This window comes from Motilimonas pumila, assembly GCF_003596335.1.
Classification (GTDB): domain Bacteria; phylum Pseudomonadota; class Gammaproteobacteria; order Enterobacterales; family CBDFNC01; genus Motilimonas; species Motilimonas pumila.
Window position 1 is genome coordinate 87,449 of the sequence record NZ_QZCH01000001.1, and the last position, 12,964, is coordinate 100,412.

Below are 12,964 nucleotides of genomic sequence, written 5' to 3' on the forward strand. Positions count from 1 at the left end.
TTTTATTGCTCATCCACCAAAGGTTTGGTGTAGCTTAGGGTCATGTCCCAAGGTTGCTCAATCCAAGTGTCTTGTGGAATTTCAGTGATAAAGTCATCCACTAGGTGCTTAGCGGCAGGCTTAGCAAATACTGTGACAAAACGCGCTTTAGGCAGCAGCTCGCGAATCACCTTAGCGGTCCCGCCGGTATCAACCAAGTCGTCGACTACAATATAGCCTTCACCGTCACCACACTCAGGGTTCACCCCTTTAATCACCTTCAACTCTTTTTGTTGGTCATGGGTGTAACTTGCAATGCATAAGGTATCTACATTACGGATACCTAATTCACGTGCTAACACTGCTGCAGGTACCAAGCCACCTCGGCTCACCGCGATAATGCCTTGCCATTGATCAGCAGGCAATAGTTTGCGTGCTAAGCGGCGTGACTCGCGTTGCTCAAGTTCCCAAGAAACATAGAATTTTTTACCCATAACGACCTCAAAAATATATACAAAGCGCCAACTTAAACAACGCTGTTAAAAATGGAATGCAAACTTAACCGCAAACAAGATAGCCAATACCAGCACACTGCTGCTTAGCTGATGAAATTTACCCGTCATTGACTTAGTTAAAGCATAGGCAATAAAACCAAGGGCAATACCGTCCGCGATAGAAAATGTTAACGGCATCAATACGGTAACCACCACCACAGGCGCGGCTTCAGTAATATCGTGCCAATCAATTTTTGCCAGCCCAGACATCATTAAGATAGCCACATAAAATAGCGCACCCGCTGTAGCATAACCCGGTACCATGCCAGCTAAAGGCGAGAAAAAGAGGCATAATAAGAACATACAACCTACTACCACGGCGGTTAAGCCAGTGCGACCGCCTTCTGCCACACCACTGATGCTCTCAATGTAGCTGGTAGTGGTTGAAGTACCCATTGCCGCCCCTGCGATAGACGCGCCACTGTCGGCTAATAGTGCTTTGTTTAAACGCGGCAAGTTACCCTTTTCATCAAGCAATTTCGCTTTGTCAGCCACCGCAATCATGGTGCCCGAAGTGTCAAATAGGTCAACAAATAAGAAAGCAAAGATCACGCTGATCATACTGATTTCAAACGCGCCCTTAATATCTAACTCAAGGAAGGTAGGCGCCACAGACGGTGGCATAGACACTATGCCTTGGTATTCAACATCACCAAATAACAACCCCAATAATGTCACCGCTAAAATAGCGATCATCACGCCGCCTTTCACGCGAAAGTGTGCCAGCGCAATAATTAAGAAAAAGCCCACAAACGCAAACAAAGTAGATTGCTGCGTAATGTCACCCATAGACACTAGCGTGGCAGGGTTAGCTACAACGATACCCGCGTTTTTCAACGCTATCAGGCCAAGGAATAACCCGATACCGGCAGCAATACCCGTGCGCAGCGCTTGCGGAATACTGTTGATAATCCATTCACGAATTTTAAACAGGCTTAACGCCACAAAACACACACCAGATAAGAAAACAGCGCCAAGAGCCACCTGCCAGCTATATCCCATGTCGCCAACGACTACAAATGCGAAAAACGCATTTAATCCCATGCCTGGCGCGAGGGCCACTGGGTAATTAGCGTAAAAGCCCATGATAAAACAGCCAATGGCAGCGGCTAAACAAGTAGCCACAAACACCGCACCTTGATCCATGCCGGTGCTCGAAAGCATAGATGGGTTTACAAAGATGATGTAAGCCATTGTTAAAAAGGTAGTAATACCCGCTACTACTTCATTGCGGACATTGGATTTGTTTTCCTGCAATTTAAAGAGTTTTTCTAACATGTGTGTGTCCAACTGGGTTGTTAAAAGCCTAAGTCCTTTGACTTAAAATGGGGCTAATCTTGATAAAGGCGCGCATTATAAAGTGTGAAGCAAAATTAACCATGATATTTATCAGAAAATAACTAAAACGAGTAAAAAACCACCATAAACCGCGTTAACACGTAATTTACAACGTTTTTCACTGGCTAGATCTTCTTGATTATCTAAAAGTAGCCACTTTTTTAGCTAACGTCCTGATTTTTCGATTTTTGAATTGATAACTTTGACAATGAAATGAGATTTGTTCGACGGTCACCTCGACAGCCGAAGGTGAGATGAGGTTTACCGCTGCTGAAGATATATCTGGCCAATAGATGACATAGAGTTTCATCAGGTCCAATAAAGGCAAAAGGCCACCAAGGTGAGTCCATTAACCCGCTATTTGAGACCCGTTGAGTCGCATTTTATTTTGATTATGAGCTATCTGATTTAGTATAAAGGCATATTCTTCTTATTTAAGGTCTCACCATGTCTTTATCATCTCTTCAACCTCGACCATTGTGGCAATGGTTTGAAACGATTTGCAGCATTCCACACCCCTCTAAACATGAAGCCGCCCTAAAAGCCGTTATCACAAAATGGGCAAGTGCAGAGCAACTCAGCTTTACTGAAGACAGCGCCGGCAACCTGATCATTAAAAAACCGGCAACGCCAGGCTTTGAACAAGCCGCCACCGTAGCCTTGCAAGCCCATTTAGACATGGTGCCACAAAAAAATAGCGGCATAGACCATGACTTTACCCAAGATCCTATCCAGCCTTATATCGACGGCGACTGGGTCAGGGCGAAAGATACCACCTTAGGTGCAGATAACGGCATTGGCATGGCTTCTTGTTTGGCTTTGCTTGCCAGTAAGGACGTCACACACGGCCCGCTGGAAGTGTTGCTCACCGCAGATGAAGAGGCCGGAATGAGCGGCGCGTTTGGTTTACAAGCCGGAGTATTATCTGCCCAGTACTTGATTAATACCGACTCAGAAGAAGAAGGCGATGTATTTATGGGCTGCGCCGGCGGCGTAGACATTAGCGCCACGTTACAAAAACAAACCCAGCCCTGCCCTGCACACTGGCAGAGCATTTTGGTAAATATTAGCGGCCTAAAAGGCGGCCACTCTGGGTGTGACATTCACTTAGGCCGAGCCAATGCCAACAAGCTATTGGGTCAACTCTATACTGCTTTACTAAATCAGTGTGATCATAACCAATTTAGTTTGGCAGCAATAAGCGGCGGCAGCCTGCGTAATGCGATACCTCGTGAAGCCAGTATGACACTGACCTTTGCCCCAGAAATATCCGGCGCAATGATTGATACTTTAAATAGCGCTAAAGAACAAATTAGCCTGCAATACGCAGACTCCGACGCCAATATTCACATTGCCCTAGATAACCATGGTGGTGCTCATCAAATGTATACGCCGGCATTTAGCCATCAAGTGATGCGCGCCATTTCAGGCTGTATCAACGGGTTAGTAAAAATGAGCCAAAGTATGCAAGGTGTGGTGCACAGCTCAACCAATTTAGGCGTGATAACCGAAACCGAACAAGAATTGTCGCTACTTTGTTTAGCCAGATCTTTGTCTGATATCGACCGAGAAGACATCAGCCAAAGCCTGAGCAGTATCTTTGAGTTAGCAGGCGCCAAAGTCACATGCAGCGGCGCTTACCCTGGGTGGGAGCCCAACGCAAACTCCAAGCTAATGCAGCTCACCAAGGCTTGTTATCAAACCCTATATAATCAGACACCTAACACCATGGTGATCCACGCCGGTCTTGAGTGCGGTTTATTTAAAGCCGTATACCCTAACCTTGATATGGTGTCGTTTGGCCCGACAATTAAGTTTCCTCACTCTCCGGATGAAAAGGTCCATATCGAGAGCGTACAGCGCTATTGGCAACTGTTAACCCAGGTAGTGGAAGATCTAGCGAAAAATGATGACAATAAAACGGTTAACGAGTAAGTAAATGCTTACATGCCATTACTGCAACGATTCAAGCTTACGTGAGCAAGTAAAATAGCACCAATGGCTAGTTAGCGTGCGCGCCATTGTGGGTTACAATGGCTGCCCTTACTTTTTTGTGAAGGTAATCAGGATGAAATCAATCGCCAAATGGACCATGCTTTGCCCCCTACTTATCTCGCCTTTTACGGCTGCAGAGACCAGTGCTTGGGACGACTTTAGTTCCGCCAGCGCCAAAGCATGGCAGACGACGAAAGACACCAGCGCGCAAGCTTGGGAGGCAACAAAAGACACCAGTGCCGATGCTTGGGAAGTCACCAAAGAAGAAAGCGCCGACGCTTGGGATGTAACGAAAGAAACCTCGGCCAATGCATGGGACTCCACCAAATCTGGCAGCGCTGAAGCTTGGCAAGCCACCAAAGAAACCAGCAGCGAATTTTGGCAAGACTTACAAGTTGCCAGCAGCACAGGTTGGCAAGAAACTCAAAAAGCATTCAATAGTGATGAAGCTTCCAGTTCACCTGAAGCAGCCCGAGACGGCTTGCAATCGGATGGTCAACTCGATAATCGTTAATGCAAAGCGTCTAACAGGGTAAGTTGCTGAGGTCTGGCTTGGGCTTGCTCTTCTAAATGGGCAGACAAACCCAATAAGCGGATTTCCTTGCCTTGGTGACGCTGCAAAATTTGCAGTAATAAAGGCGTGGTTAAGCTGGCGTCCAAATACGCGGTTTGTTGCTCGGCAGATCGCAGTTGAAAGTCGGCGAACTTTACCTTAATGCCTAACGAGCGAATGCGGTCTTGGGCTTGTGCCCGTTCAACTCGCCGATTTAATTCTTGATAGAGGTGAGCAAGCACTTGTTCACACTGCTCTACACTGGTGATGTTTTTTACCAAGGTGCGCTCTACGCCAACGGATTTTCGAACTCGCTCAGTTACCACAGGGCGGTTATCGATGCCTTGAGCACGCTCTAGTAATACCCTTCCCATTTTGCCGTATTGACTGAGAAGCTGTTCTTTTGGGTAAGCCAAGATATCACGACCGGTAAACAGACCGTCATCGGCTAACTTTTGCTCGGTTACTTTACCTACACCAGGAACTTTGCCCAGTGGCATAGAGGCAACAAAAGCTTCAACTTCACCGGGGTGGATCACGCATAAACCGTTCGGTTTGTTTTCGTCCGATGCGATTTTGGCTAGAAACTTCACCGGCGCTACGCCAGCAGATGCAGTTAAGCCAATTTCTTGTTCAATGGCTCGGCGGATATCTTGTGCAATGTACGTCGCGGAGCCAGAGAATAGCTTGCTGTCAGTGACATCTAAATATGCTTCATCCAAGCTTAACGGCTCAATAATGTTGCTGTAGCGTAATAAGATCTGATGGATTTGCGTAGAAATCTCTTTGTATAACGCCATACGACCGGGGACTAAAGTTAACTCAGGGCATACTTTCAGCGCTTGATGAGTTGGCATCGCACTTTTCACCCCAAATTGCCGCGCTAGATAATTACAGGTAGCAATCACCCCTCGACGACTTACCGCACCGCCGATTGCGATAGGAATATTTTTAAGGGATGGATTATCGCGCATTTCAACGGCAGCATAAAAACAATCCATATCGATATGAATAATTTTCCGAGTCATACTGAGCAAGCACCTACACTGTACATAAAAACAGTATAAGTATTTTATTCGAATCTGCCAACAGATGTTTGCATAACAGACGCAAAAAAGGGCTCATAAGAGTCCTTTTTAAGGGCGATGTTAGCTGTGTTTAGATAATGCGATTTTCATTTAGCATTTTTTCTCGGGCAGCTTCTTTTGCCATTTTCTTTTTGCGGTTGTCGCAAGGATCCGGGCAATCACACTCTTTGTCGATGCCGATACTGCCTAAACCACCACAACTGCCACTGACGGCTTTCTTTTGAAAGATATAGCCTACCGACATGGCGACAATTACCAATAAAAAGACCACAAATGTGGCGATAAAGTAAATCATTTTGCCTCCGGCAACAAATATTGCTCAAATTGTTGCGTATATTGCTCTTTAAAACCTGTCTCGGTTTTTGTAATCATAAAAACAGGAATGCCTTGCTCACGAGCGAAATCATACCCTATTTCAGGCCCCATCACCATCAGAGCAGTCGCCAAGCCATCAGCAGTCATGGCAAACGGGTCGATCACCGTTACAGATACCAGCTTGTGGTTAATCGGTTTTCCCGTTGCAGGGTTTATCATATGAGAGAACCGTACCCCATTATCTTGATAGTAATTGCGATAATCACCTGATGTAGCGATGGCATTGGTTCCAGGGGTGATAATTTGTTGAATTGCTCGCTCAGTATCAACCGGTTTTTCTATCGCAATCCGCCAAGGTAAGCCTTTATCATTTAGGCCTTTCACCCTTAGCTCTCCGCCCACATCCACCAAGTAATTGTGCTCACCTAGGGCATCCAGGTAATCCACCAATACATCCACGCCATAACCTTTGGCGATAGAAGATAAGTCGACATAAAGCTCGGCAATGGCTTTATTGAGGGTTAAACCATTAACACTTAAATGCTCAACACCTGTGATTTTTTTTCGCTCAGCAATCTGTATTTCAGATGGGATTTTATTGGGTCTGTCGTCAGGTCCAAAACCCCAAAGGTTAACCAAAGGTCCCAAAGTGATGTCTAACGCGCCATCTGTTAGCTTGGCTAAACGAATACCTTCTTGCACTACCTTGATGGTATCGGCAGACACTGTCAGTGATTGCTCAGCTTGATTAAAGCGTGATAATTCCGAGTGAGAACGGTAAGTCGACATCTGCTCATTCACCAGCTCTAAGCGTTTATCCACTTCTTGCTGTAAGGCTTTGGCATCCGTTAACGTCTCACCAACCACCTTAATCTTGTAATAAGTGCCCATGGTTTGCCCTTCAATCACCACAGAAGGTTTAACAGGCACTTCATGTTCACTGCATGCAGTAATAAAAAAGGCTAGCCCTATTAAGGCTAGCCATTGTGTTATGGTTTTTACCATCAGTGATTAACCACCAAAGTCATCCAATAGAATGTTTTCTTCTTCGACACCTAGGTCTTTAAGCAAGCCAATAACGGCTGCGTTCATGACCGGTGGACCACACATGTAGTACTCACAATCTTCTGGTGCTTCATGATCTTTCAGGTAGTTTTCATATAACACATTATGAATGAAGCCAGTGTAGCCGTCCCAATTATCTTCAGGTTGCGGATCACTCAAGGCAACATGCCATTCAAAGTTTTCATTTTCTGACGCGATTGAATCGAAGTCTTCAACGTAGAACATTTCACGCTTAGAACGCGCTCCGTACCAGAAACTTACCTTACGGTTAGTGTGCAAGCGACGGAACTGATCAAAGATGTGTGAACGCATTGGTGCCATACCAGCACCACCACCTACAAACACCATTTCTGCATCAGTGTCTTTGGCAAAGAACTCACCAAATGGACCAGAAATCGTCACCTTGTCGCCCGCTTTTAGGCTAAAGATGTATGAAGACATCTTACCACAAGGCAGGCTCATGTTATTTGGCGGCGGCGTAGCGATACGCACGTTCAACATGATGATACCGTGCTCTTCTGGGTAGTTAGCCATTGAGTAAGCACGAATCGTTTCTTCGTCAACTTTAGACTCAAGGTCAAAGAAGCCAAAGTGATTCCAGTCACCGCGGTATTGCTCTTCAATGTCAAAGTCTTTGTACTTAACATGATGAGCAGGCGCTTCAATTTGGATGTAACCACCGGCGCGGAACGGTACCGACTCACCGTCAGGAATTTGCAACTTAAGCTCTTTGATAAAGGTCGCTTTGTTATCGTTAGAGATAACCGTACATTCCCACTGTTTTACACCGAAGATTTCTTCAGGTAATTCAATGTCCATGTCTTGTTTAACGTTCACTTGACACGCTAAACGCTCACCTTCACGCGCTTCACCTTTGGTAATATGGTCAAGCTCAGTCGGCAAGATGTCGCCACCGCCGTCTTTTACTTTCACACGACACTGACCACAAGAGCCACCGCCACCACAAGCTGATGATACAAAAATGCCTGAGTTAGCGAGGGCACCAAGTAACTTGCCACCTGCGCCACAGGTAATTGATTTATCTGGGTCACCGTTGACCGAGATAGTAATGTCGCCAGAGGCCACAAGCTTTGATTTAGCAGACAGTATAATAAATACCAAGGCTAAAACAATCACTGTGAACATGACAACGCCGAGAATAATTTCCATCGACAATTTCCTTGCTTTAAAGGCCGTGTAACGGCCCTAAATTACAACTGAATACCAGAGAAAGACATAAAGCCTAGCGCCATCAAGCCTGAAGTGATAAAGGTAATACCTAAACCACGTAAGCCAGCTGGTACGTCTGCGTATTTCATTTTCTCACGGATACCGGCTAGCGCAACGATGGCTAATAACCAGCCCACACCACTGCCTACGCCATATACAAACGCTTCTGTAATGTTGTATTCACGTTGAACCATGAATGACACACCACCGAAAATGGCACAGTTTACTGTGATTAGGGGTAAGAAGATGCCCAGCGCTTGGTATAACGCAGGGAAGTATTTGTCTAAAACCATCTCAAGGATTTGTACCAGTGCCGCGATGACACCGATAAAGGTAATGTAACCTAAGAAACTTAAGTCTGCGTCGCCTAGACCTGCCCATTCAAGCGCGCCAGGAGCCAACAAGTTAAAGTAAATCACTTGGTTTACTGGTACTGCAATCGCCAGTACTACGATAACCGCAATACCCAGACCAAAAGCAGTTTTGACTTTCTTAGAAACCGCTAGGAATGTACACATACCTAGGAAGAAAGCTAACGCCATATTTTCAATGAAAATAGAGCGTACAAATAAACTTAAATAATGTTCCATTATTCTTTTTCCTCAACCTGATCAGGATTGAAAGTTCTGATAGCCCAGATCAATAATCCAATGATGAAGAAAGCACTTGGTGGTAACAGTAATAAACCGTTACTTTGATACCAACCGCCCGCAGAAACCAATGGCATAATTTCAATACCAAATAGCGCACCTGAGCCAAAGAACTCACGGATACCGCCTACTGCGACAAGAATGAAACCGTAACCTAAGCCGTTACCAATACCGTCAATGAAGCTGGCGCCTGGCGCACTCTTCATTGCGTATGCTTCAGCGCGACCCATTACAATACAGTTGGTAATGATCAAGCCAACATAAACAGATAACTGCTTAGACAGCTCAAAAGCCACCGCTTTCAATACTTGGTCTACCACGATTACCAGCGAGGCGATGATCGCCATTTGCACGATAATACGTACGCTGCCAGGAATGTGGTTACGAATAATAGAGATAAATAAGTTAGAAAAAGCCGTTACGAATACTACCGCAAGGGTCATTACGAACGCCGTTTCTAATTTACTGGTTACCGCTAGCGCAGAACAAACCCCAAGGATCTGCAAAGCAATTGGGTTGTTAGCAATAATAGGACTGGTTAAGACCTTTTTTACATCACTAGCCATTGTTCAGCTCTCCTTTCCCTAGTTTCTTAAGGTAAGTGCCGTAGCCGTCTTCGCTTAACCAGAAGTCAAACGTTTTCTGAATGCCAGCACCGGTTAGGGTTGCACCAGAAAGACCGTCTACGCCATGGGTATCACCTTGCGTAGCGCCACCTTTAACAATCTTGATAGCAGGTTGACCTTGCTCATCAAATAACTTTTTGCCAGGCCATAAGGCTTTCCACATTGGGTTATCCACTTCACCACCTAGACCCGGAGTCTCACCGTGCTGGTAGTAAGTGATACCATCAACTGTGTTGCCATCTGGCTGTACTGCAACAAATGCATACATCATCGCCCAAAGACCTGCACCGCGAACAGGAACGATAACTCGCTCTAGGTCGCCTTGGTCATTTTTAACCAAGTATACCAAGCCCAAAGATTCACGGCTTGAAAAGCCAGCAAATGCTTGTTCAGGGGTAAGCTTAACGCTTTGTGCAGGATCTTTCGCCGCTGCTAGCGGGTCATAGTTGTTAGCATCCACGGCGTCTGAATATTCACCGGTCGCTAAATCAATCACGCGTGCTTCAATGTTTTTAGCAAACACATCCGCCATTTTTTGGTTGCCAATTTCTATTCCAGAAACGGCCAAAATGTTTTTTTGCTTATCTAATAGTGCGTTCGCTTGCTGAGTAGGACGAAGGCCTACCGCAGCAACGGATACAACAATAGAACAAGCTAGACATACACCTACCACAACGGATAGCGTTTTGCCTAAAGATTCTTTACTAGACATTACGAGCTAATCTCCGCTTAATGTTTCCTTGAACTACTAGGTAGTCGAACAAAGGCGCAAACAAGTTAGCAAACAGGATAGCTAACATCATGCCTTCTGGGAAAGCAGGGTTAACAACACGAATCAGCACAACCATGATGCCAATCAGCGCACCATACATCCACTTACCGCGGTCTGTGAAAGACGCCGATACAGGGTCGGTTGCCATGAACATCATACCGAATGCAAAACCACCCATTACTAGGTGCCAGTGCCAAGGCACTTCAAACATAGGGTTAGTGTCAGAGCCAATCGCATTGAAGATAAAGGCTGTTGCCGCCATGCCTATCATGACACCCGCAACAATACGCCAAGAGGCGATCCGGGTAACCATTAAGAAAGCGCCACCGAGTAAGATAGCCAAGGTTGAAACTTCACCCACAGAACCTTGCATCTTGCCTAAGAAAGCATCTGTCCAGCTTAGTTGAGCCGTTACCGCTTCCATACCACCAGCGAATGCAACGCTTAGAGATGTAGCACCAGAGAAGCCGTCAACGGCTGTCCACACTGAATCTCCAGAGATGTCTGAAGGATACGCGAAGAACAGGAACGCACGACCAGCAAGCGCCGGGTTTAAGAAGTTACGTCCCGTACCACCAAAGATTTCTTTGGCAATAACCACACCAAAGGTAATACCTAACGCAACCTGCCACAGTGGGATAGATGCCGGCACAATCAAGGCGAACAGTACAGAGGTAACGAAGAAGCCTTCGTTCACTTCGTGTTTACGCACCATCGCAAACATGACTTCCCAAAAACCACCGACGACAAATGTCACCGCGTAGATAGGCAGAAAGTACATAGCGCCGAATAGCATGTTAGCAAACACGCCTGCGTCTGCGCCCATGGTCACACCCAGCATTTGTAAGATAGCAATACGCCAGTCTTCAATTGCCGTGCCTGCGCCTGTTGCAATCGCTTCATTTGCTTGGAAACCAACGTTATACATACCGTAAAACATGGTTGGGAACGTGGCTAACCACACAAAAATCATAATGCGCTTAAGGTCAATGCCATCACGTACGTGTGAACGACCTTTGTTCACAAAACCAGGCGTATAAGCGAAAGTGGCTGCCGCTTCGTAGAGCGCGTACCACTTTTCATGTTTACCACCAGGTTCAAAATGAGGCTCAATTTTTTCAATAAAATTCTTTAACATCTTAGCCTTCCTTCTCTATCGTGGTTAAGCAGTCACGTAGAATAGGACCGAAGTCGTACTTACCAGGACATACAAAAGTACATAATGCTAAGTCTTCTTCATCTAGCTCTAAACACCCAAGGGCCTGAGCACTATCTACATCACCGGCAATCAGATCGCGAAGTAGCATGGTTGGCAAGATATCAAGCGGCATTACTCGCTCGTATTGACCAATTGGCACCATAGCGCGATCACTACCACCTGTTGTTGTAGTGAAGTTGAATAACTTTTTACTAAATACTGATGCAAATACATTAGCCACAGAGAATTTGTTAAAGCCAGGAGCGCCCCAACCTAAGAATTCTTTCTCTCTGCCTTCAGCAAGAACAGAAACTTGATTGTGGAAACGTCCAAGATAAGCATGGCTGTCGGCAGCTGTTGTACCGTACAGTACTGAACCAGAAATAATACGGTTGTCACCGCCTTTTAGTTCACCTTTAGTAAGCTCGTCAATAGAAGCGCCAAGGCGAGTGCGTAATAAACGAGGTTTATTCACTGCAGGGCCAGCTAGAGCAACAACGCGGTCAGTGTTTAATTCACCAGAAGTGAACAATTGACCGAAAGCAATAACGTCTTGGTAGTTGATATGCCAAACTTGCTTGCTTGCATTCACAGGATCCAAGAAATGGATGTGAGTGCCAACCAAACCGGCAGGGTGTGGGCCAGCAAATACATGCTCTTCTACATTGTTTATTGGTGATTTAGGCAGTGAGCCTTCACCTTTACAAACAAATACTTTGCCATCCGTTAATCGAGACAACACAGCTAAACCATCTAGAAAAGCTTGTTCTTGCTGATTAATTACAACTTCTGCAGAAGCTGCCAACGGGTTAGAATCCATCGCGGTAACGAAGATAGAAGAAGCTACTGCATCAACCGTTGGTGCCTTACTAAAAGGTCTGGTGCGTAACGCAGTCCAGGCGCCTGACTCAATCAGGTTTTCCTTAACTTGATCTCTGTCGAGAGCGCTCAGCTGGTCTGATTTGAATTGCTTGAAGGTAATACTGTCATTACCTTCTACACGAATTACTACAGACTGCAGAACACGTTTTGCTCCACGGTTAATTTCTTCAACTACACCGGATGCTGGCGCTGTGTATTGCACACCTTCATTCTTTTTATCCACAAAAAGAACTTGGCCTTTTTTTACACTGTCACCCACCTTGATTTTCATGGTAGGGCGCATGCCAACATACTCTTCGCCCAGGGTAGCTACCTTGGTAATGGCAGGGCCATCATGGATTACTTGCTCTGGAGCACCTTGAATCGGGAGATCCAGTCCTCTTTTTATTGTAATCATACTCACTTGCACTACTTTGTCGGGAAGAAAGGGTTTGTGCCTAAAGCACTACTATATTATGGCTGGACTCCTGATTCTTGTCGTTCATGTTACATACCTTGTAACACCCTGGCGACATGAAGATAACATCCAGCTACATTTTCAGGCGCTGTATTCTAGCACTAAAAGTGCGCATTTCGCCAAATAAAAAGCACATGAATGAGGCATCTTGTTGAAAAAGATAGACAGGATTAACAATTAAAAAAAGGAAATTTGACTGGCTTTGTTACTGCAAGATTACGAGCAGGTAACAAGATTTACCAACAAAGAGGTAATAAAATAG

13 protein-coding genes are annotated in these 12,964 nt (G+C 45.5%); 2 read left to right on the top strand and 11 right to left on the bottom strand.

The window, feature by feature from the left end; all coding sequences use genetic code 11:
• Nucleotides 1-2: 2 nt before the first annotated feature.
• Nucleotides 3-473 carry a xanthine phosphoribosyltransferase gene (gpt, locus tag D1Z90_RS00480; RefSeq protein WP_119908793.1) on the bottom strand — a complete coding sequence of 157 codons (471 nt, stop codon included), beginning with the start codon at nucleotides 471-473 and terminating at the stop codon, nucleotides 3-5.
• A gap of 45 nt (nucleotides 474-518) precedes the next feature.
• Nucleotides 519-1,811, bottom strand: coding sequence for an NCS2 family permease (locus D1Z90_RS00485; RefSeq protein WP_119908794.1), 1,293 nt, complete (start codon nucleotides 1,809-1,811; stop codon nucleotides 519-521).
• A gap of 507 nt (nucleotides 1,812-2,318) precedes the next feature.
• Here D1Z90_RS00485 and D1Z90_RS00490 point away from each other — a divergent pair.
• Nucleotides 2,319-3,806 carry an aminoacyl-histidine dipeptidase gene (locus tag D1Z90_RS00490; protein ID WP_119908795.1) on the top strand — a complete coding sequence of 496 codons (1,488 nt, stop codon included), beginning with the start codon at nucleotides 2,319-2,321 and terminating at the stop codon, nucleotides 3,804-3,806.
• A 133-nt stretch (nucleotides 3,807-3,939) separates the two neighbouring features.
• Complete coding sequence (locus D1Z90_RS00495; RefSeq protein ID WP_119908796.1) at nucleotides 3,940-4,380, top strand: hypothetical protein; 441 nt, start codon at nucleotides 3,940-3,942, stop codon at nucleotides 4,378-4,380.
• Here D1Z90_RS00495 and dinB read toward each other — a convergent pair.
• The 9 genes from dinB to D1Z90_RS00540 form a co-directional block, all read right to left on the bottom strand.
• The gene (gene dinB, locus D1Z90_RS00500; protein ID WP_119908797.1) at nucleotides 4,377-5,447 is read right to left on the bottom strand and encodes a DNA polymerase IV; all 1,071 of its coding nucleotides are present in this window, start codon (nucleotides 5,445-5,447) and stop codon (nucleotides 4,377-4,379) included. The two genes, D1Z90_RS00495 and dinB, sit on opposite strands and share 4 nt — an antisense overlap.
• Before the next feature lie 130 nt (nucleotides 5,448-5,577).
• Nucleotides 5,578-5,802, bottom strand: a complete 225-nt coding sequence (gene nqrM, locus D1Z90_RS00505; protein WP_119908798.1) for a (Na+)-NQR maturation NqrM — start codon at nucleotides 5,800-5,802, stop codon at nucleotides 5,578-5,580.
• The gene (locus D1Z90_RS00510) at nucleotides 5,799-6,827 is read right to left on the bottom strand and encodes an FAD:protein FMN transferase (RefSeq protein ID WP_119908799.1); all 1,029 of its coding nucleotides are present in this window, start codon (nucleotides 6,825-6,827) and stop codon (nucleotides 5,799-5,801) included. The genes nqrM and D1Z90_RS00510 overlap by 4 nt, the downstream gene beginning before the upstream one ends.
• Nucleotides 6,828-6,833: 6 nt before the next feature.
• Nucleotides 6,834-8,057 carry an NADH:ubiquinone reductase (Na(+)-transporting) subunit F gene (gene nqrF / locus D1Z90_RS00515; RefSeq protein ID WP_119908800.1) on the bottom strand — a complete coding sequence of 408 codons (1,224 nt, stop codon included), beginning with the start codon at nucleotides 8,055-8,057 and terminating at the stop codon, nucleotides 6,834-6,836.
• Between the two features lie 41 nt (nucleotides 8,058-8,098).
• Nucleotides 8,099-8,707 (bottom strand): NADH:ubiquinone reductase (Na(+)-transporting) subunit E, encoded by a 609-nt coding sequence (gene nqrE / locus D1Z90_RS00520; protein WP_119908801.1) that lies wholly within the window; start codon nucleotides 8,705-8,707, stop codon nucleotides 8,099-8,101.
• Nucleotides 8,707-9,333 (bottom strand): NADH:ubiquinone reductase (Na(+)-transporting) subunit D, encoded by a 627-nt coding sequence (locus D1Z90_RS00525; RefSeq protein WP_119908802.1) that lies wholly within the window; start codon nucleotides 9,331-9,333, stop codon nucleotides 8,707-8,709. Before D1Z90_RS00525 ends, nqrE begins: the two co-directional genes overlap by 1 nt.
• Complete coding sequence (locus D1Z90_RS00530; protein ID WP_119908803.1) at nucleotides 9,326-10,105, bottom strand: Na(+)-translocating NADH-quinone reductase subunit C; 780 nt, start codon at nucleotides 10,103-10,105, stop codon at nucleotides 9,326-9,328. The genes D1Z90_RS00525 and D1Z90_RS00530 overlap by 8 nt, the downstream gene beginning before the upstream one ends.
• Nucleotides 10,098-11,303: an NADH:ubiquinone reductase (Na(+)-transporting) subunit B gene (locus D1Z90_RS00535; protein ID WP_119908804.1), complete on the bottom strand. Its 1,206-nt coding sequence runs from the start codon at nucleotides 11,301-11,303 to the stop codon at nucleotides 10,098-10,100. The genes D1Z90_RS00530 and D1Z90_RS00535 overlap by 8 nt, the downstream gene beginning before the upstream one ends.
• Before the next feature lies 1 nt (nucleotide 11,304).
• Entirely contained in the window at nucleotides 11,305-12,642 is a 1,338-nt protein-coding gene (locus D1Z90_RS00540; RefSeq protein ID WP_119909182.1) for a Na(+)-translocating NADH-quinone reductase subunit A, read from the bottom strand.
• Nucleotides 12,643-12,964 lie beyond the last annotated feature (322 nt).

Bases quoted from the DNA above. Each gene is read 5' to 3' on its own strand.
- gpt (WP_119908793.1), bottom strand. From the start codon at position 473: ATGGGTAAAAAATTCTATGTTTCTTGGGAACTTGAGCAACGCGAGTCA.
- D1Z90_RS00485 (WP_119908794.1), bottom strand. From the start codon at position 1,811: ATGTTAGAAAAACTCTTTAAATTGCAGGAAAACAAATCCAATGTCCGC.
- D1Z90_RS00490 (WP_119908795.1), top strand. From the start codon at position 2,319: ATGTCTTTATCATCTCTTCAACCTCGACCATTGTGGCAATGGTTTGAA.
- D1Z90_RS00495 (WP_119908796.1), top strand. From the start codon at position 3,940: ATGAAATCAATCGCCAAATGGACCATGCTTTGCCCCCTACTTATCTCG.
- dinB (WP_119908797.1), bottom strand. From the start codon at position 5,447: ATGACTCGGAAAATTATTCATATCGATATGGATTGTTTTTATGCTGCC.
- nqrM (WP_119908798.1), bottom strand. From the start codon at position 5,802: ATGATTTACTTTATCGCCACATTTGTGGTCTTTTTATTGGTAATTGTC.
- D1Z90_RS00510 (WP_119908799.1), bottom strand. From the start codon at position 6,827: ATGGTAAAAACCATAACACAATGGCTAGCCTTAATAGGGCTAGCCTTT.
- nqrF (WP_119908800.1), bottom strand. From the start codon at position 8,057: ATGGAAATTATTCTCGGCGTTGTCATGTTCACAGTGATTGTTTTAGCC.
- nqrE (WP_119908801.1), bottom strand. From the start codon at position 8,707: ATGGAACATTATTTAAGTTTATTTGTACGCTCTATTTTCATTGAAAAT.
- D1Z90_RS00525 (WP_119908802.1), bottom strand. From the start codon at position 9,333: ATGGCTAGTGATGTAAAAAAGGTCTTAACCAGTCCTATTATTGCTAAC.
- D1Z90_RS00530 (WP_119908803.1), bottom strand. From the start codon at position 10,105: ATGTCTAGTAAAGAATCTTTAGGCAAAACGCTATCCGTTGTGGTAGGT.
- D1Z90_RS00535 (WP_119908804.1), bottom strand. From the start codon at position 11,303: ATGTTAAAGAATTTTATTGAAAAAATTGAGCCTCATTTTGAACCTGGT.
- D1Z90_RS00540 (WP_119909182.1), bottom strand. From the start codon at position 12,642: ATGATTACAATAAAAAGAGGACTGGATCTCCCGATTCAAGGTGCTCCA.